This is a genomic window from Streptomyces sp. RKND-216 (genome assembly GCF_004795255.1).
Taxonomy (GTDB): Bacteria; Actinomycetota; Actinomycetes; order Streptomycetales; family Streptomycetaceae; genus Streptomyces; species Streptomyces hazeniae.
Window position 1 is genome coordinate 5,316,586 of sequence record NZ_SSBQ01000002.1, and the last position, 17,621, is coordinate 5,334,206.

Annotated in this window: 16 protein-coding genes and 1 tRNA gene; 9 read left to right on the forward strand and 8 right to left on the reverse strand. The window is 73.5% G+C overall.

Annotation, left to right across the window (positions count from 1 at the left end):
• Window positions 1-45 precede the first annotated feature (45 nt).
• Window positions 46-133: transfer RNA gene (locus tag E4198_RS23410), tRNA-Leu, on the reverse strand.
• 136 nt (window positions 134-269) lie between these two features.
• On the opposite strand from E4198_RS23410, the gene E4198_RS23415 reads away from it, so the two are divergent.
• The 3 genes from E4198_RS23415 (at window position 270) to E4198_RS23425 (ending at window position 2,912) form a co-directional block, all read left to right on the forward strand.
• Complete coding sequence (locus E4198_RS23415; protein WP_136184897.1) at window positions 270-1,595, forward strand: M20/M25/M40 family metallo-hydrolase; 1,326 nt, start codon at window positions 270-272, stop codon at window positions 1,593-1,595.
• Between the two features lie 153 nt (window positions 1,596-1,748).
• A complete protein-coding gene (gene chpH, locus E4198_RS23420; RefSeq protein WP_027762762.1) occupies window positions 1,749-1,982 on the forward strand; it encodes a chaplin ChpH in 234 nt (77 codons plus the stop codon).
• Window positions 1,983-2,153: 171 nt separating this feature from the next.
• Window positions 2,154-2,912, forward strand: coding sequence for a chaplin (locus E4198_RS23425; protein ID WP_136184898.1), 759 nt, complete (start codon window positions 2,154-2,156; stop codon window positions 2,910-2,912).
• 90 nt (window positions 2,913-3,002) lie between these two features.
• Here E4198_RS23425 and E4198_RS23430 read toward each other — a convergent pair whose 3' ends face one another.
• Entirely contained in the window at window positions 3,003-3,191 is a 189-nt protein-coding gene (locus E4198_RS23430) for a DUF5703 family protein (protein ID WP_027762760.1), read from the reverse strand.
• A 47-nt stretch (window positions 3,192-3,238) separates the two neighbouring features.
• Here E4198_RS23430 and E4198_RS23435 point away from each other — a divergent pair, with 47 nt between their 5' ends.
• A complete protein-coding gene (locus E4198_RS23435) occupies window positions 3,239-3,931 on the forward strand; it encodes a hypothetical protein (RefSeq protein ID WP_136184899.1) in 693 nt (230 codons plus the stop codon).
• Window positions 3,932-3,994: 63 nt separating this feature from the next.
• On the opposite strand, the gene E4198_RS23440 is transcribed toward E4198_RS23435, so the two are convergent.
• On the reverse strand, window positions 3,995-5,995 hold the full coding sequence (locus tag E4198_RS23440; RefSeq protein ID WP_247597815.1) for an AAA family ATPase: 2,001 nt from the start codon (window positions 5,993-5,995) through the stop codon (window positions 3,995-3,997).
• Window positions 5,992-6,993 (reverse strand): aldo/keto reductase, encoded by a 1,002-nt coding sequence (locus tag E4198_RS23445; protein WP_136184901.1) that lies wholly within the window; start codon window positions 6,991-6,993, stop codon window positions 5,992-5,994. The genes E4198_RS23440 and E4198_RS23445 overlap by 4 nt, the downstream gene beginning before the upstream one ends.
• 75 nt (window positions 6,994-7,068) lie before the next feature.
• Here E4198_RS23445 and E4198_RS23450 point away from each other — a divergent pair, with 75 nt between their 5' ends.
• The 5 genes from E4198_RS23450 (at window position 7,069) to mshC (ending at window position 11,971) form a co-directional block, all read left to right on the forward strand.
• Window positions 7,069-8,118, forward strand: a complete 1,050-nt coding sequence (locus E4198_RS23450) for an LLM class F420-dependent oxidoreductase (RefSeq protein WP_136184902.1) — start codon at window positions 7,069-7,071, stop codon at window positions 8,116-8,118.
• A gap of 222 nt (window positions 8,119-8,340) precedes the next feature.
• Window positions 8,341-9,093 carry a histidine phosphatase family protein gene (locus E4198_RS23455; RefSeq protein ID WP_136184903.1) on the forward strand — a complete coding sequence of 251 codons (753 nt, stop codon included), beginning with the start codon at window positions 8,341-8,343 and terminating at the stop codon, window positions 9,091-9,093.
• Between the two features lie 78 nt (window positions 9,094-9,171).
• Window positions 9,172-9,762, forward strand: a complete 591-nt coding sequence (locus tag E4198_RS23460) for a DUF3090 domain-containing protein (RefSeq protein ID WP_136184904.1) — start codon at window positions 9,172-9,174, stop codon at window positions 9,760-9,762.
• The gene (locus tag E4198_RS23465) at window positions 9,726-10,613 is read left to right on the forward strand and encodes an SCO1664 family protein (protein WP_136184905.1); all 888 of its coding nucleotides are present in this window, start codon (window positions 9,726-9,728) and stop codon (window positions 10,611-10,613) included. Before E4198_RS23460 ends, E4198_RS23465 begins: the two co-directional genes overlap by 37 nt.
• Before the next feature lie 128 nt (window positions 10,614-10,741).
• Complete coding sequence (gene mshC / locus E4198_RS23470) at window positions 10,742-11,971, forward strand: cysteine--1-D-myo-inosityl 2-amino-2-deoxy-alpha-D-glucopyranoside ligase (RefSeq protein WP_136184906.1); 1,230 nt, start codon at window positions 10,742-10,744, stop codon at window positions 11,969-11,971.
• Between the two features lie 96 nt (window positions 11,972-12,067).
• Here mshC and E4198_RS23475 read toward each other — a convergent pair whose 3' ends face one another.
• The 4 genes from E4198_RS23475 to glpK all read right to left on the reverse strand — a co-directional run bounded on the left by E4198_RS23475 (window position 12,068) and on the right by glpK (window position 17,589).
• A complete protein-coding gene (locus E4198_RS23475; RefSeq protein ID WP_136184907.1) occupies window positions 12,068-13,171 on the reverse strand; it encodes a PAC2 family protein in 1,104 nt (367 codons plus the stop codon).
• A gap of 11 nt (window positions 13,172-13,182) precedes the next feature.
• Window positions 13,183-14,352: a hypothetical protein gene (locus E4198_RS23480; protein WP_210732888.1), complete on the reverse strand. Its 1,170-nt coding sequence runs from the start codon at window positions 14,350-14,352 to the stop codon at window positions 13,183-13,185.
• 76 nt (window positions 14,353-14,428) lie between these two features.
• Window positions 14,429-16,048 (reverse strand): glycerol-3-phosphate dehydrogenase/oxidase, encoded by a 1,620-nt coding sequence (locus E4198_RS23485; RefSeq protein ID WP_136184908.1) that lies wholly within the window; start codon window positions 16,046-16,048, stop codon window positions 14,429-14,431.
• A gap of 5 nt (window positions 16,049-16,053) precedes the next feature.
• Window positions 16,054-17,589 (reverse strand): glycerol kinase GlpK, encoded by a 1,536-nt coding sequence (glpK, locus tag E4198_RS23490; RefSeq protein ID WP_136184909.1) that lies wholly within the window; start codon window positions 17,587-17,589, stop codon window positions 16,054-16,056.
• Window positions 17,590-17,621 lie beyond the last annotated feature (32 nt).

Here is a 17,621-nt window from a genome sequence, read left to right on the forward strand (position 1 = left end):
GCGAATCCGGGCATGGGAAGACCCCCGCTAGGCAGGGGTCTTTGCTGGTGTCGGGAGGGGGACTTGAACCCCCACGCCCTGTAAAGGGCACTAGCACCTCAAGCTAGCGCGTCTGCCATTCCGCCACCCCGACAGGTGAGCGTCCGGCGGCCGGGGCCGCCTCGACGTGACCAACTCTAACATCGGCGCGCGGGTGGTCGATCACGCGGCCTCTTGGGGGCGGGGCGGTCGAGGCGAGAGGATGGAACCCCGCTACATCAGGAGGCAGCGTGAGCCAGTCGAACCCGGCACCGGAACGCAGGGGCGAGGACGAGGTCGTCGACCTCTGCCGCGATCTGATCCGCATCGACACCAGCAACTTCGGCGGCAACGACTCCCGCGGGGAGCGGGCCGCCGCGGAGTACGTGGCGTCCATGCTGGCCGAGGTCGGCGTGGAGCCGCAGATCATCGAGTCCGAGCGCGGCCGCGCCTCGGTGGTCGCCCGGATCGAGGGCGAGGACTCCTCCCGGCCCGGACTGCTCATCCACGGCCACACCGACGTCGTTCCCGCGAACGCCGAGGACTGGACGCACCACCCGTTCTCCGGGGAGGTCGCCGACGGCTGCGTGTGGGGCCGTGGCGCGGTGGACATGAAGGACATGGACGCCATGACTCTGGCCGTCATGCGCGACCGGCTGCGCAGCGGCCGCCGGCCTCCCCGGGACGTGGTGCTCGCCTTCCTGGCGGACGAGGAGGCGGGCGGCATCTACGGCGCCCGGTACCTGGTCGACAACCACCCGCACCTCTTCGAGGGGGTCACCGAGGCGATCGGCGAGGTCGGCGGCTTCTCCTTCACCGTCAACGAGGACCTGCGGCTCTACCTGATCGAGACGGCCCAGAAGGGCATGCACTGGATGCGGCTCACCGTGGACGGGACCGCCGGCCACGGCTCGATGACCAACGACGACAACGCGATCACCGAGCTGTGCGAGGCGGTCGGACGGCTGGGCCGCCACCGCTTCCCCGTGCGGGTGACCAAGACCGTCCGCTCGTTCCTGGACGAGCTGTCGGACGCGCTGGGCACCGAGCTCGACCCGGAGGACATGGACGAGACGCTCGCCAAGCTCGGCGGCATCGCCAAGATCATCGGCGCCACCCTCCAGAACACCGCCGCTCCCACCCAGCTCGGCGCGGGCTACAAGGTCAACGTCATCCCCGGTCAGGCCACCGCGCACGTCGACGGCAGGTTCCTTCCCGGCCACGAGGAGGAGTTCCTGGCCGACCTGGACCGCCTCCTCGGGCCACGGGTGCGCCGGGAGGACGTGCACGCGGACAAGGCGCTGGAGACGAGCTTCGACGGTGCCCTGGTGGACGCCATGCAGTCCTCGCTGCGCGCGGAGGACCCGGTGGCGCGCGCGGTGCCCTACATGCTGTCGGGCGGCACGGACGCCAAGTCGTTCGACGACCTGGGCATCCGCTGCTTCGGGTTCGCACCGCTCAAGCTGCCTCCGGAGCTCGACTTCGCGGGCATGTTCCACGGCGTCGACGAGCGCGTACCCGTGGAGGGCCTGAAGTTCGGCGTACGGGTGCTGGACCGCTTCCTCGACCAGTGCTGACGCCTCCGCGCCCAGAGCGAGAACGCCCATACACCTGTGCGGGATTACTCCTGAAGAGTGAATGAGTGCTGGGAGTCGTAGCCCGGTTCCCCCCTCCTCGTTACACGGTGTGCGGTCCGCGGTATGGGATCGCATTGCCAACTAGGAGGAACAATGCTCAAGAAGGTCGTCGCCACCGCGGCTGCCACCGGCTCCCTGGTGCTCGCTGGTGCGGGCATGGCCGTTGCCGACGCCGGCGCCAAGGGTGCCGCCGTGAACTCCCCGGGCGTGCTGTCCGGCAACGTCGTTCAGGTCCCCGTGCACGTGCCCGTCAACGTGTGCGGCAACACCGTGAACGTCATCGGTCTGCTGAACCCGGCGTTCGGCAACACCTGCATCAACGACTGAGGTCGTTCTCCCCGCTAGGGGAATCCGCCCCACCGGGGCGAACACCGCCGCGCGGCCCTGGAGTGCGAGCCACGTGCTCCAGGGCCGTCGGCCTTCTGGACGAGTCGATGTGACGGTACGACAGCCGTACCGACTCGTGATTTCGTGAGAAATGAAGTCAGGGGAAGAACCATGCGACAGGTCACCAGAAAAGGCCTGATCACCGTGGCCGCGGCGGGCGGCGTGCTCGCGATCTCGGGGGGCTCTGCCTTCGCCGACGCGACCGCCGACGGCGGTGCCGTGAACTCGCCCGGCGTGCTGTCCGGCAACTCGGTGCAGGCGCCGGTGCATGTGCCGGTCAACGCGTGCGGCAACACCGTGAACGTCATCGCGCTGCTGAACCCGGCATTCGGCAACACCTGCGTCAACGACGGTGGTGACGCCTCCTCGCAGACGGACGGCGGCCACCAGAACGGTGGCCAGGACGCGCCGGACGCTCACCAGGGCGGCGGTCACGAAGGCGGCAGCACCGCCGAGAGCACCACCGCCAACTCGCCGGGTGTCGGCTCGGGCAACAACGTGCAGGTGCCCGTCGAGGTGCCGGTCAACGCCTGCGGGAACAGCGTCGACGTGGTCGGACTGCTCAACCCGACCTTCGGCAACGGCTGCGCGAACGAGTCGGGGCACAGCCCCGACCAGCCGGACACCCCGGAGGAGCCGAACACTCCGGAGGAGCCGAACACCCCGGAGAAGCCCGAGCCCAAGCCCGAGGGCGAGAAGCCGGAAGCCCCGAAGGAGCAGCCGAGCGCCCCGGAGACCCAGACGGTCGCCACGCCGGAACTCGCCCAGACCGGCGCCGGCTACCAGCTGGAGACGGCCCTGGGTATGGGCGCGAGCCTGCTGCTCGGCGGGGCCGTGCTGTACCGCCGCGCCCGCGCCGTCCAGCGCTGACGCGAACCGTCACACCCCTCGGCCGCCCAGGCCGAAGAGCGGGCTCCGCGCAGCGGGGCCCGCTCGTGCGTCCGGGCCGCGTCAGGAAGGTCACCAGGTGGCGCGCAGCTGGCGGATGATGCGGCGGCGCAGCCTGACGCGCCGGCTGCCGTCCGGAAACAGCCGCAGCCTGTCCAGTTCCCAGTGTCCGTACTCGGCGTGGTCGGTGAGGAGCTGCGTGGCGGCCTTGCGGGAGACCCCACGCGGAACGTACACATCGCGAAATTCGTATTCCGGCATCTCATCCATTGTGCGGGCAGGGGCCGATTGCGGATAGCGTCTGCACTATGTCTGATGCTGAGCAGCCGACCGCTGCCGAGGTACGCGCCGCCGCGGACGCGGTCAAGGCCGCGCTGGACCGGCACCTGGAGGCGGTCGAGCGCCGCGCGGAGGCTTCCTCCGGAGGCGTGGCCGACCCCGCCGCCGACACCGCCGTCCATGCCGCCTTCGACGAGCTGGCCGCGGCGGGGGAGGCGTACGACGAGCTGCTCTACGACGCTTACGACGAGGTCACCCCGTTCGAAATCCCCGGCGGCGACACCATGCCCGACTACACCGGGCCGGACGAGCCGCGGGCGCTCAGCGTCCTCATCCGCCGCGACTACACGGTCACCGAGCCGTCCCGGCTGCTGTCGCAGGCCCAGCGCGTCACCGACCTCGACCCCGAGTCCGCGGACGAGTCCGAGTGGGGCGCCGGACACAGCGTGCACGCCGCGCTCGGTGTGCTCTTCGGCGAGTACGAGCCCGACGAGATCGCGACCCGGCACAAGGAGTTCGGCCTCGAGGAGGGCGACGCCACGCTGTGGATCGCCGCCGCCGACGAGCCGGGCGAGCCGGGGGAGTGGCTCGCGGCGCCGTTCGACGAGGCCGACCCCGAGCGGGTGGTCTGCCGCTTCGACGTCAGCACCGTCTTCGACGACGAGGAGGTCGACGGCGACCCGGGCACGACCGGCGGCCGTCGGGGCGCGCCCGTCCGCTGACCTGCGCCCGCCGCGATCCGGGGCCCACGACGGGGCCGACGCGGCGGCGCCGGGACAGCACGGCTAACCGGTGCCGCCGCGCACCGCCGCGACAGCCTGCGCGAGCAGTCTCCGCAGGCGGGTGGTGCGCGGCGGCGCCGTACGGCCCGCGACCGCCTCGGCCAGGGCGTGCTCCGCGCCGTGCACCACCGACAAGTGCCGTGCCGCACGCCCGAACGCCGTGTACACCCACTCACGCGTCAGGGCGTCGCTCGCGTCTCCCGGCAGCACGGCGACCACGGCCGGCCAGCGCGCCCCCGCGGCCTGGTGGGCCGTGACCGCCCAGCCGTGCCGGACCGTCGCGGCCACCCGGTCCGGGCGCACGGCGACCGTGCACCCGGGCAGTTCGATGCGCAGGCCGTCGTCGTCGCCCGCCACCACCGTGCCCGTCGCGCCGCGGCCGGGGGCGGGGGAGTACAGCACCCGGTCGCCGGGGTCGAAGCCGCCGAACCGTCCCGGACCGGGGTTGAGCCGTTCCTTGAGCGCGGCGTTCAGCGCGCGGGTGCCCGCCGCCCCGTCGTGGCCCGGCACGATCACCTGCGTCTCGTCTGCGGGCACGCCGATCGCCCGCGGCACCGAGTCCGCGACCAGCTGCACGGTGCGGTGCACCGCCTCACCTGCGTCGCGCACCGGGACGATGACCACCTCCCGGTCCGGCGCCTGGACCTGGAGCAGCTCTCCGGCGCCCACGCCCGAGACCAGCTCGCCCAGCGGACCCGGGTCGGGCGTGCGGGAGATCACCTGCGGGCAGCAGCGGGCGGCGGTCACATCGTGGAAGACCTGTCCCGGGCCGGCCGGGCCCAGCTCGTGCGGGTCGCCGCTGAGAACCAGCCGGGCCCCGTCCGGCAGCGACTCGGCCAGCGCCGCCGCCTCCTCGGTGCCGAGCTGCGCCGCGTCGCACACGACCAGCAGGTCCAGTTCCCAGAGGCCGTCGGTGTCCCGGGGCGGGCCCTCGCGGCCGGCCAGCAGCCCGGCCACCGTGCCCGCGGCGTCGCCGCCGTCGTCGGGCAGCAGCCGGGCCAGGCGCTCCCGGCCGTTCTCCCCGTGCGCCACGGCGAAGGCCCGCAGGCCGAGGGTGCCGGCGGACGCGGCCAGGAAGGCGGGCTCGGCCCGGGCCGCCTCGCCGCCGCTGTGCGTGACCACGCCGTGGCCGGCCGTGGCCCGCGCCAGTTCCGCGGCCGACGGAGTCGGCGCCGCCGAGGCGACCGCCTCCCACGCGTCGGCGTCTCCGGCCAGGACCGTGCCCGCCAGGCGGGCCAGGGCGTCCGCGAGGCTCTCCTCGGCCAGCGCGTGGCGCTCCAGCCCGACCAGCAGCCGGACCGGACGTTCCTCCTCGCCGTCCTCGCCTTCCGGCGCGTCCGCCTCGGAAGCATCGGCGGCCGCACGGTCGGTGACGTCCAGGGAGTCCAGCGTCTCTTCGAACACCAGCACGGCGCCGTCGTCGAGGGCGGCACGCACCGCCTCGTCCGGCTCCGGGACCGCGTGCTGCGTCAGTGCCCGGCTGAGTGCGGCCGGTTCGAGTACGGTGTGACCCCGTGCGGCGGCTCGCTCCAGCATCCGCACCACCAATGCGCGGGCGCGCCGTTCGTCGCCCGGCCCGCACGCGTCCCCGAGCAGTGCGCGGGCGAAGGAGTCGGCCTGCTCGGTCCGGACGGAGGGGACGGCGAGCAGTTGCCACGGGTCCGCGGTCAGCACCTCGTCCGCTCGCTCGCCCAGCGCCGCGACGACCTGCTCGCCCAGCGCCTCCGGCGCGCCGCCCCGGGCCAGCACCGCGCGGACGGCGTCGGGCACGGTCACGGGGACGGGCTCGCCGTCACCCGCCCCCGCTGCGGCGACGGGCCCCGGGCCGCCCGGGGCACGGGGCGCCCGGCGGGCGGGCGGGCGCAGCCGTTCGGTGAAGAAGGAGTCCGCGGACCGCTCGCCGCTCTCCACCGCCCGCACCGCGGCGAGGAGTTCGGCGGCCCTCGCGTTGCCGCCCGCGGGCGCGTCGGCCGCGCCGCCGCCGGTGGCGTCCTGGCTGCTCACAGCTCGCTCCAGTCCTGGTCGGGATAGCGGTGCACCGGAGCGGACACGTCGTCCAGCGCCCGCCGGATCTCGTGGGGAAGACTAAGCCCCTCCACTGACAACGCCTCACCGAGCTGCTCCGCCGTCCGCGCTCCCACCACCGGCGCCGTCACGCCCGGCCTGTCCCGCACCCACGCCAGCGCCACCTGCAGCGGGCTGACGGCCAGTCCGTCGGCGGCGGTGACCACCGCGTCCACGATCCGCGCGGCTGTCTCGTCCAGGTACGGCGCCACGAAGGAGGCCAGCCGCTCCGACGCGCCGCGCGACCCCGGCAGTGGTGTGGCGTCCCGGTACTTGCCGGTGAGCACGCCCCGTCCCAGCGGTGAGGACGGCAGCAGGCCGAGTCCCAGGTCCCGCGCGGCCGGCAGCACCTCGCGCTCCACGCCGCGCTGCAGCAGCGAATACTCCATCTGTGTGCATGCCAGCCGGGTACGTGTGCCGGGCGCGGCGAGCTGCCAGGTCGCGGCCTTGGCGAGCTGCCAGCCGGAGAAGTTCGACAGGCCGGCGTACCGGGCGCGGCCGCTGGTCACCGCGATGTCCAGTGCCTGGAGCGTCTCGTCCAGCGGTGTGAGGGGGTCGAAGGCGTGCAACTGCCACAGGTCGACGTGGTCCGTGCCCAGGCGCTCCAGCGACCCGTCGAGGGAGGCCAGGAGGTGCCCGCGGGACGCGTCGAAGCGGCGCTCCGGGTCGGGGACGCTGCCCGCCTTGGTGGCGATCACCAGGTCGCGGCGGGGCACCTTGTCCTGCAGCAGCCCACCGAGCAGGTACTCGGCGCCGCCGTCCGCGTACACGTCGGCGGTGTCCACCAGGGTGCCGCCGGCCTCCCAGAAGGCCCTGAGCTGGTCGGCGGCGTCGCGCTCGGCCGTGTACCCCTCGCCCGGCTCGCGGCCCCAGGTGAGCGTGCCCAGCCCGATCCGCGACACGCGCAGGCCGGTGTGCCCCAGCTGCCTCGACTCCATGGGCGTTGAGCGTACCGACGGGCACACGCTAGAGTCCCCGGGACATCGTAGTTACTGATCAGTAAGGGGGCCGGTATGCGGCTCGGCATCAACCTCGGCTACTGGGGAGCCGGGATGGACGCGGACAACCTCGCCGTCGCCCAGGAGGCAGACCGCCTCGGCTACGCCGTGTGCTGGGCCGCCGAGGCCTACGGCTCGGACGCCCCGACCGTGCTCTCCTGGGTCGCCGCCCAGACCGAGCGCATCGACATCGGCTCCGGCATCTTCCAGATCCCCGCCCGCACTCCTGCCATGACGGCCATGACGGCCGCCACCCTGGACACCCTCACCGGCGGACGCTTCCGCCTCGGTCTCGGCGTGTCCGGCCCGCAGGTCTCCGAGGGCTGGTACGGCGTGAAGTTCGACAAACCGCTCGCCCGCACCCGCGAGTACGTCGAGATCGTCCGCAAGGCCATGACGCGCGAGCGCCTGTCCCACCAGGGCGAGCACTGGACGCTGCCCCTGCCGGACGGGCCGGGCAAGCCGATCAAGCTCACCGTCCACCCGGTGCGCGAGCACATCCCGCTCTACATCGCCGCCATCGGCCCCAAGAACCTGGAGCAGACCGGCGAGATCGCCGAGGGCGCACTGCTGGTGTTCTTCTCGCCCGAGCACGCCGAGGAGACCACGCTGGGAGCCGTACGTGCCGGACGGGCCAAGGCCGGCAAGGACCTGGACGGCTTCGACATCTGCCCCACCGTGCCGATGGCCGTCGGGGACGACGTGGACGCTCTGGCCGACCTGTTCCGGCCCTACACCGCGCTGTACGTGGGCGGCATGGGCAGCCGCAAGCAGAACTTCTACAACAAGCTCGCCCAGCGCATGGGCTACGAGAAGGAGGCCGCCGAGATCCAGGACAAGTACCTGGACGGCGACAAGGAGGGCGCCGCGGCGGCCGTGCCGAAGCAGCTCATCGACTCCACCACGCTGCTCGGCCCCGTGGACCGCATCGCCGACCGGATGCGGGCCTACGCGGAGGCGGGCGTCGGCACCCTCTCCCTCGCCCCCGCCGGCTTCACGCTGGACGAGCGGATCGGTGCCCTGCGGGCCGGGGTGGAGGCCATGGAACGCGCCGGACTCGCCTGACGCGCGGCTCTCCGCCGCCGGGCTCCGGGGAGGCGACGGGGACGGGAGGCCTGGGGGAGTGGGGGAAGAGATCACGGCCGTGGTGGGGGCTCGGGGGTCATCCCCGCCACGGCCGTCACCCCCTCAACGCCGCGGCGCCTCCGGAGGTTACGCACCCGCGCCGACGAGCACTCCACCGGCCACGTTCGGCCCTCAGGGACCTGTCCGCCTACCCTGGCTGCCATGCCCACGCTGATCCTCCTGCGGCACGGCCGGTCCACCGCCAACACCGCCGGCCTGCTCGCCGGCCGCACCCCGGGGATCGCCCTGGACGAACTCGGCCGGGAGCAGGCCGCCGGCCTGCCCGCCCGCATCGCGCCGCTCGCCCCCGTGCTCGCCGTCACCAGCCCGCTCCAGCGCTGCCGGGAGACCCTCGCCCCGCTCGCCGAGGTCCGCCCGAATCTGGCCGTGCACACCGAGGACCGGATCAACGAGTGCGACTACGGCGACTGGACCGGCCGCAAACTCGGGGAACTGTCGGACGAGCCGCTGATGTCCGCCGTCCAGCAGCACCCGTCCGCCGCCGCCTTCCCGGGCGGCGAATCGATGCGCGCCATGCAGCACCGCGCGGTAGAGGCGGTCCGCGACTGGAACGCACGCGTCGAGGCCGAACACGGCCCCGGCGCCTGCTACCTGATGTGCGCCCACGGCGACATCATCAAGTCAGTCGTCGCCGACGCCCTCGGCATGCACCTGGACCTCTTCCAGCGCGTCTCCGTCAGCCCCTGCTCCGTCACCGTCGTCCGCTACACCGCGCTGCGCCCGTTCCTTCTGCGGCTGGGGGACACCGGTGAACTCGACTCCCTGGCGCCACCGCCCGATCAGGAGCCGCCGCCCGGCGACGGATCGGCGACCGGCGCGCCCGATGCCGCCCCCGGAACGGGTACCGGAACCGGAACCGACGCCTCCGAGGCGCCCGTGGGCGGCGGTCTCTAGGCACGCCCTCAGGCGCGGTGATCGCCTGGCGCAGTAGGGTGCCAGTGACCGAAGCAGTCGACGACAACGGAGCAGGACGTGTCCCGTCAGGTGTTCCTCTACGACCCGCCGGACCGGTTCGTGGCCGGCACGGTCGGGCTGCCTGGCCGCAGAACCTTCTTCCTGCAGGCCACGGCGGCTGGCCGCACCACCAGCGTGGCACTGGAGAAGGCGCAGGTGGAAGCCCTGGCGGAACGGATCGACGAGCTGCTGGACGAGGTGGTGCGGCGCTCCGGCGGCAACGCCCCGGTACCCGCCGTCGCCCCCGCCGAGGTGGATGACACCGAGCCGCTCCAGTCCCCGGTGGACGAGGAGTTCCGGGTCGGCACGATGGCGCTGGCCTGGGACGGGGACGGCGAGCGGATGGTCGTCGAGGCCCAGGCCGTGGTGGAGCTGGAGGCCGACTCCGACGAGGATCTCGCCGAGGCCGAGGAACGCCTGCTCCAGGACGACGAGAACGGCCCGCCCATGCTGCGGGTCCGCATCAGCGGCGCGATGGCCCGCGCCTTCGCCAAGCGCGCCCTGGAGGTCGTGAACGCCGGGCGGCCACCGTGCCCGCTGTGCAGCCTGCCGCTCGACCCGGAGGGACACGTATGTCCGCGCCAGAACGGGTACCGACGGAGCGAGTGACCCCCCTCCCGACCGCGGCCGCACGCGACCTGCTCGCCCACGGCACGCTCACCGTCCGCGGACGCATCCGCAACGCCTCCAACGCCGTGCTCTTCGCCACGGTCGACGCGGACGGCGAAACCCTCGACTGCGTCTACAAGCCGGTTGCCGGCGAACGTCCCCTGTGGGACTTCCCCGACGGCACCCTGGCCGCCCGCGAGGTCGCCGCGTTCGAGGTGTCCGAGGCGACCGGCTGGAGCCTGATCCCGCCCACCGTGCTGCGCGACGGCCCGTACGGCGAGGGCATGTGCCAGGCATGGGTCGGCCTGCCGCCCGACCGGGACCCCTCGGGTTCCTCCGACGACGAGGACGACGACGGCAGCGGCCTCGGGGAGCTGTTCACCCTGGTCGAGGGAGGGACGCCGCCCCCCGGCTGGAAGACCGTCGGCCACGCCGAGACCGAGGACGGCCGGCCCGCCCTCTTCGTGCACGCCGACGACCCCCGCCTTCGGCGGCTCGCCGTGCTGGACGCGGTGCTCAACAACGCCGACCGCAAGGGCGGACACCTGCTCACCTCGCGTGACGGGCGCCTCCAGGCCATCGACCACGGCGTGACCTTCCACGCCGAGGACAAGCTGCGCACCCTGCTCTGGGGCTGGGCCGGCGAACCGCTGACCGGGGAGGCGGTCGCCGCGCTGCGCGTGCTCCGGGATGCGCTGGCGGACGGCGCGCCGCTCGCCCGCCGCCTGCCGCAGCTGCTCACGCCCGCCGAGGCGGACGCCGTGCGCGGACGCGTCGGCGCGCTGCTGGCCGCCGGGCGCCACCCGCTGCCCGGCGGAGACTGGCCCGCCATCCCCTGGCCGCCGCTTTAGGTGTGCTGTCCGGACAGCAGGCTGGTCCAGCCGCCCCCACCGGCCCGCGCCGTGCGTCAAGAGTGCCCATCCGGCCGTATCGACCGCCGGGTTCGTGGCCGGTACAGCCGTGCGGTTAGGCTCGACGCATGCATGCCTGGCCCGCTTCCGAGGTCCCCGCGCTGCCTGGTCAGGGCCGCGACCTCCGGATCCACGACACCGCCACCGGGGGGCGGGTGACCTCCACCCCGGGGCCCGTCGCCCGCCTCTACGTCTGCGGCATCACCCCGTACGACGCCACCCATCTGGGGCACGCGGCGACGTACAACGCGTTCGACCTCGTCCAGCGCGTGTGGCTCGACACCAAGCGCCAGGTCCACTACATCCAGAACGTCACCGACATCGACGACCCGCTGCTGGAACGCGCGGCGGCCACCGGCGAGGAGTGGGCCGCGCTCGCCGAGCGCGAGACGGCGCTCTTCCGGGAGGACATGACGGCGCTGCGGATGCTCCCGCCGCAGCACTTCGTCGGCGCGGTGGAGACCATCCCCCGCATCGTCCCGCTCGTCGAACGTCTCCGGGACGCGGGCGCCGCGTACGAACTGGACGGTGACGTCTACTTCTCCGTCGCCGCGGACCCCCACTTCGGCGAGGTCTCCGGGCTCGACGCGGGCACCATGCGGACCCTGTCCGCCGAACGCGGCGGCGACCCGGACCGCCCGGGCAAGAAGAATCCGCTCGACCCGATGCTGTGGATGGCCGCCCGCGACGGCGAGCCCAGCTGGGACGGCGGCTCCCTCGGTCGCGGCCGGCCCGGCTGGCACATCGAGTGCGTCGCCATCGCCCTGGACCACCTCGGCATGGGCTTCGACGTGCAGGGCGGCGGCTCCGACCTCGCCTTCCCGCACCACGAGATGGGCGCCTCGCACGCCCAGGCTGTCACCGGCGAGCACCCGTTCGCCCGCACCTACGTCCACGCCGGCATGGTCGCCCTGGCCGGCGAGAAGATGTCGAAGTCCAAGGGCAATCTGGTCTTCGTCTCCGCCCTGCGCCGCGACGGCGTCGACCCCGCGGCCATCCGGCTGTCCCTGCTGGCCCACCACTACCGCTCCGACTGGGAGTACACCGACGGCGTGCTCCGGGAGGCCGAGCAGCGGCTCGCCCGCTGGCGCAGCGCCGTCTCCCGGCCGGACGGGCCGCCCGCCGACGGCCTCCTCGCGGAGATCAGAGAGGCTCTCGCCGACGACCTCGACGCCCCCGCGGCCCTCGCCGCCGTCGACCGGTGGGCCGCCGCGCAAGCCGCGGCCGGCGGCACCGACACCTCCGCACCGGGCCTGGTCTCACGGGCCGTCGACGCCCTCCTGGGCGTCGCACTCTGACCCCCCGTCCCAGGAGCGCTCAGCGGCCCGCCGCGAAGGACCACCCTTCGCGGCGGGCCGCACACCTACCGCACACCGGCCGGGCCCGCCCCGGACTCAGTCGTCGTTCTCCTCCCGGCGGTCCCGCTCCGCCGACCCGCCCGTGCCCGGAGTGCCGTCGCCGGACCCCTCCGCGTCGCCGCGGTCGTCGTCCGGCCCGCTCCGCGCCTCGGGACCCGTGCTCCCGGAGCGCCCCGCGGAACGCCTCCCGCCACCGGGACCGCGACCGCGTCCGCCCGCTCCTCGCCCGCCGCCGCGCCGGAACGATCCGCTCTCCGGCCCCTCCCCGGCCCGCCCGGCGGACGGGCCGCCGTCCCGGCGGCGCAGGTACCGCTCGAACTCCTTCGCGATGGCCTCACCGGACGCCTCCGGCAGCTCCGCGGTGTCCCGTGCCTCCTCCAGCGACTGGACGTACTCCGCCACCTCGCTGTCCTCCGCCGCGAGCTGATCCACGCCCAGCTGCCAGGCCCGCGCGTCCTCCGGCAGCTCGCCCAGCGGCACACGCAGCTCCAGCAGGTCCTCCAGTTGGTTCAGCAGCGCGAGTGTCGCCTTGGGGTTCGGCGGCTGCGACACGTAGTGCGGCACCGATGCCCACAGGCTGACGGCCGGGACTCCCGCGTGCGTGCACGCCTCCTGGAGGATGCCGACGATGCCGGTGGGCCCCTCGTACCGCGACTCCTCCAGCTGGAGGGTCCGCGCCAGGTCCGGGTCCGAGGTCACTCCGGTCACCGGGACGGGGCGGGTGTGCGGCGTGTCGCCGAGCAGAGCGCCCAGCACCACCACCATCTCGACACCCAATTCGTGCGCGAAGCCGAGCACCTCGTTGCAGAAGGAACGCCACCGCATGCTCGGCTCGATGCCCCGGACCAGCACCAGGTCACGGGGTCTGCCCTTGCCGTCGGAGTCGCCGACGCGCACGACCGACAGCCGTGTCGTGGGCCAGGTGATCTTGCGGGCCCCGTCGTCCAGCCACACCTGCGGGCGATTGACCTGGAAGTCGTAGTAGTCCTCGGCGTCCAGCGCCGCGAACACCTCGCCCTTCCACTCCCGCTCCAGGTGCGCGACCGCGGCGGAGGCGGCGTCGCCGGCGTCGTTCCAGCCTTCGAACGCGGCCACCATGACCGGGTCGACCAGCTCGGGAACCCCCTCGAGCTCGATCACCCAGCGCCTCCTTACCCCCGGTCCGGAGCACTGCGCTCCGGACCGGCTGCCGTACGTGTTCCGTGCCTCGCCCAGCCTACGGCGTGCGGCCCCTCCCGCCGCATCCCTCGTGGCGGCGCGGACGCGCTCCGGGGACCGCACCAGTCGCGACGGTAGGCCCGCCAGTCGGCGGGTGTCGCCGCGAAGTCGACGTACAGCGCCACCCCGAACCTCCGGCGCGACGGGTCCTCGCGCCCCAGCCCCAGCCGCACGCCGCGCACGGCCGCCGGGACCGTCTCGGCCTCGGGCTCCCGGCCGGGGGTGTCGGTGTGGTAAAAGGGCAGGCCCATCAGCACGTCCACGTCCTCCGGGGCGTTCTCCAGCGCCAGCTCCGTCTGCTGCGCGACGTAGCCGCCGTACAAACTCTCCAGCGGCGTCCAGGTGTCGTACGACATCACCGCGATCTGGTCGACACGCCGCGCGACCTGCCCGAAGTAGTCCCGCGACCACCATTTCGTGCGCCCGTCCTCAGTGAGCTGCCCGGCCAGCGCGTGACCGCCGGGGACCGGGTCGATCTGGTGGGAGGCGACCGAGAGGACGCCGCCGCGCCCGTGCACGGTGCGCCGCAGCCGGTCCAGCAGCCGCAGGTAGTGCGGGCTGCCCGAACGCAGCGGCTCCAGGTTCAGGTGCACGCCGTCGAAACCCAGGTCCAGCACCCGGCGCGCGCTGCCCACGACGGCCCGCCGGGCGGCCGGATCGGGCATCAGCATGCCGCCCGGGTCGCCGTCCTCGTACACCACCAGCTGACCCAGCCACGCCTGCACCCGTACGTCCGGGAGCTCCCGCCGCACGGACTCCAGCAGCCACGCGGCCCGCGGATGCCGTTCGAGGCGCAGCGTGCCGTCGAACTCCATCGGGCCGGTGTGCACGTACAGGTCGTGGATGCCGGTCCCCGCGATACGGCGCTTCAGCCGCGCCAGGTCGGTTTCGTCCCGGCGGCCGTCGACCCAGGCGTGTCCCAGCCACACCGCGTCCCGGCCGCGGGTGAGAGTGTCCGCGGCCGGGACGCCCGCGTAGAACGCCCGCAGCGTCGCCGCGCCCGTGAGAGGCGGCAGCACCAGCAGCACGGCCAGCACCGCCGTGGCCCGCTTCAGCCCCCGCCTCGTCGGCCGCAGGCCGCGCAGCACCTTCCCCACGCCCATGACCGTTCCCCCGCTCCCGTACGCCGGACGAGTGATCACCCTGCCACACGGGAGCGGGGGAGCGGGTGAGCGGCCGTCAGTCCTCGTGCGCCGCCAGCAGCGCCGCGACCCGGTCGCGGACCGGTTCGGTGTCCAGGCCGCGCACGGTCAGCGTGGTGCGGCGGCGCAGCACGTCGTCCACGGTCTGCGCCCACTCCCGGTCCCGCGCGTAGACGACCTGCGCCCAGATCTCCGGCCCGTCCGGGTGGATCCGCTCGCCCAGCGCCGCGTCCTCGTCCACCAGCCGCGCGACGTCGAACGCGAGGGAGCCGTAGTGGGTGGCGAGCTGACGTGCCGTCGCCGGGTCCATGCCGGCCCCGGTCCGGCCGTCCGCCAGCAGCCGGTGGGCCACCGCGTCCGGATTGGCGATACCGGGCAGCGGCGTGCGCCGCACCAGCGAGGAGACGGGTACCGGCACGCCTGCAGCCCCGGCGGTCCCGCCCACGGAGGGGAGCGCGGCCAGCTTGTTCATCACGGCACGTCCGATGTGCCGGTAGGTGGTCCACTTGCCGCCGGCGACCGACAGCATGCCGCCGCGGCCCTCCGACACCACCGTCTCCCGCTTCGCGGACTCCACTCCGCCCGGCCCGCCCGGCAGCACCCGCAGACCGGCGAACGCGTACGTCATCAGGTCCCGGGACAGGTGCTCGCGGCGCACAGAGAGTGACGCCTCGTCGAGAATCTGCGCGATGTCGGCCTCGGTGGCGCGCACGTCGGCCGGGTCGCCCTCGTACGCCTCGTCGGTGGTGCCCAGCAGGAGCTGGTCCTCCCACGGCAGGGCGAAGGTGATGCGGTACCGGTCGATGGGCGTGGCCAGCGCCGCGCGCCACGGCGAACGCCGGCGCAGCACCAGGTGTGCGCCCTTGGACAGCCGGATGCTGGGCGCCGCGCCGGGGTCCTCCATCCGCCGCACGTGGTCCACCCAGGGTCCGGTGGCGTTGAGCACCAGCCGTGCGTCGACCCCGAATTCGGTACCGTCCAGGCGGTCCCGCAGCTCCGCGCCGGTCACCCGTCCGCCGGCGCACCGCAGTCCGGTCACCTCGGCGTGGTTGAGCGTCACCGCGCCGGACTCGACGGCGGCGCGCACCGTCATCAGCGCCACTCGCGAGTCGTTCATCTGATGGTCGGAGTAGACCGCGACCGCCTTGAGGTTCTCCGTACGCAGCCCGGGGTTCGCCGCCGCCGCCTTCGCGGGGGAGATGACCCGGCCGACACCGTCGCCGAAGGCGGACAACGCCGAGTAGGCGAACACGCCCGCGCCCAGCTTGGCCGCGCTGTGCGGGCCTCCCCGGTACACCGGCAGGTGGAAGGTGAGCGGGTTGACCAGGTGCGGGGCGACGTCCTTCGCCAGCACCCGCCGCTCGTGGTGGTTCTCCGCCACCAGCCGTACGGCGCCGGTCTGGAGGTAGCGCAGCCCGCCGTGCACGAGCTTGGAGGAGGCGGAGGAGGTGGCGCCGGCGAAGTCGCCGGCGTCCACCATCGCCACCCGCAGCCCGGACTGCGCGGCGTGCCAGGCGACCGAGGTCCCCAGAATGCCGCCGCCGATCACCAGCAGGTCGTACGTTCCCCGGTCCAGCAGCTCCCTGGTCTCGGCGCGGCCCTGACGGCCGAAGGCGTTCCCGCCCCGGGCGGGCGTGCCGAGCGTGGTCGCGGTCATGCTGATCAGTTCTCCTCTTCGATCCAGCCCATTGTCCGCTGGACGGCCTTGAGCCAGTTGCGGTACTCGCTCTCGCGCTTCTCGCTGTCCATGCGGGGCGTCCACTCGGCCGCCCGCTTCCAGTTGGCGCGGAGCGCCTCGGTGTCCGGCCAGAAGCCGACGGCGAGGCCGGCGGCGTAGGCGGCGCCGAGACAGGTGGTCTCGGCGACCATCGGCCGTACGACGGGGGCGTCGAGGAAGTCCGACATGGTCTGCATCAGCAGGTTGTTGGACGTCATGCCGCCGTCGACCTTGAGCGAGCTCAGCTCGACGCCGGAGTCCTTCTGCATCGCGTCGACGATCTCCCGCGTCTGCCAGGCGGTGGCCTCCAGCACGGCCCGCGCCAGGTGCGCCTTGGTGACGTAGCGGGTCAGGCCCGTGATGGCGCCGCGCGCGTCGGAGCGCCAGTACGGCGCGAACAGGCCGGAGAAGGCGGGCACGAAGTAGGCGCCGCCGTTGTCGTCGACGGAGCTGGCGAGCGTCTCGATCTCGGCCGCGCTGTTGATCAGGCCCATCTGGTCGCGCATCCACTGCACCAGCGCGCCGGTGATGGCGATGGAACCCTCCAGCGCGTACACCGGCCTTTCCTCGCCGATGCGGTAACCGACCGTGGTGAGCAGGCCGTTGTAGGAGTTGACGGCCTCCTCGCCGGTGTTCAGCAGCAGGAACGTGCCGGTGCCGTAGGTGGACTTCGCCTCCCCGGGGGCGTAGCAGGTCTGACCGAACAGCGCGGCCTGCTGGTCGCCCAGTGCCGAGGCCACCGGCACGCCCTCCAGCGCGCCCCGGGCGTGTCCGTACACCTCGGCCGAGGAGCGGATCTCCGGCAGCAGCGAGAGGGGGACGCCCATCGACTCGCAGATCTTCTCGTCCCACTGGAGCGTGCGCAGGTTCATCAGCATGGTGCGCGAGGCGTTGGTGACGTCGGTGACGTGCACCCCGCCGTCCGGGCCGCCGGTGAGGTTCCAGATCACCCAGGAGTCCATCGTGCCGAAGAGCAACTCGCCGCGTTCGGCGCGCTCCCGCAGGCCGTCCACGTTGTCCAGCAGCCAGCGGATCTTGGGACCGGCGAAGTAGGAGGCGAGGGGGAGGCCCGTCTCGCGGCGGAACCGGTCCTGGCCGACGTTGCGGCCCAGCTCCTTGCACAGCGCGTCGGTGCGGGTGTCCTGCCAGACCAGGGCGTTGTGCACGGGCTCGCCGGTGGCGCGGTCCCACAGCAGCGTGGTCTCACGCTGGTTGGTGATGCCGAGCGCCTTGACGTCCTCCCGGGAGATGCCGGCCCGCTCCAGTGCGCCGGTGACCACCTCCTGGACGTTGGTCCAGATCTCGGCGGCGTCGTGCTCGACCCAGCCGGGGCGGGGGAGAATCTGCTCGTGCTCCTTCTGGTCGACCGACACGATCCGGCCGTCCCGGTCGAAGACGATGCAGCGGCTGGAGGTCGTGCCCTGGTCGATGGCGGCGATGAACTCGCGCTTCGGGGCGTTTGCGGCGGGGGTCTCGCTCATGGTGGGCTCCGGTGGCGTCGGGATGGGCTTGC

What these genes read in the sequence shown, in the direction of transcription:
- chpH (WP_027762762.1), top strand. Translation starts at nt 1,749, where the DNA reads ATGCTCAAGAAGGTCGTCGCCACCGCGGCTGCCACCGGCTCCCTGGTG.
- E4198_RS23425 (WP_136184898.1), top strand. Translation starts at nt 2,154, where the DNA reads ATGCGACAGGTCACCAGAAAAGGCCTGATCACCGTGGCCGCGGCGGGC.
- E4198_RS23430 (WP_027762760.1), bottom strand. Translation starts at nt 3,191, where the DNA reads ATGCCGGAATACGAATTTCGCGATGTGTACGTTCCGCGTGGGGTCTCC.
- E4198_RS23435 (WP_136184899.1), top strand. Translation starts at nt 3,239, where the DNA reads ATGTCTGATGCTGAGCAGCCGACCGCTGCCGAGGTACGCGCCGCCGCG.
- E4198_RS23445 (WP_136184901.1), bottom strand. Translation starts at nt 6,993, where the DNA reads ATGGAGTCGAGGCAGCTGGGGCACACCGGCCTGCGCGTGTCGCGGATC.
- E4198_RS23450 (WP_136184902.1), top strand. Translation starts at nt 7,069, where the DNA reads ATGCGGCTCGGCATCAACCTCGGCTACTGGGGAGCCGGGATGGACGCG.
- E4198_RS23455 (WP_136184903.1), top strand. Translation starts at nt 8,341, where the DNA reads ATGCCCACGCTGATCCTCCTGCGGCACGGCCGGTCCACCGCCAACACC.
- E4198_RS23465 (WP_136184905.1), top strand. Translation starts at nt 9,726, where the DNA reads ATGTCCGCGCCAGAACGGGTACCGACGGAGCGAGTGACCCCCCTCCCG.
- mshC (WP_136184906.1), top strand. Translation starts at nt 10,742, where the DNA reads ATGCATGCCTGGCCCGCTTCCGAGGTCCCCGCGCTGCCTGGTCAGGGC.
- E4198_RS23480 (WP_210732888.1), bottom strand. Translation starts at nt 14,352, where the DNA reads ATGGGCGTGGGGAAGGTGCTGCGCGGCCTGCGGCCGACGAGGCGGGGG.
- E4198_RS23485 (WP_136184908.1), bottom strand. Translation starts at nt 16,048, where the DNA reads ATGACCGCGACCACGCTCGGCACGCCCGCCCGGGGCGGGAACGCCTTC.
- glpK (WP_136184909.1), bottom strand. Translation starts at nt 17,589, where the DNA reads ATGAGCGAGACCCCCGCCGCAAACGCCCCGAAGCGCGAGTTCATCGCC.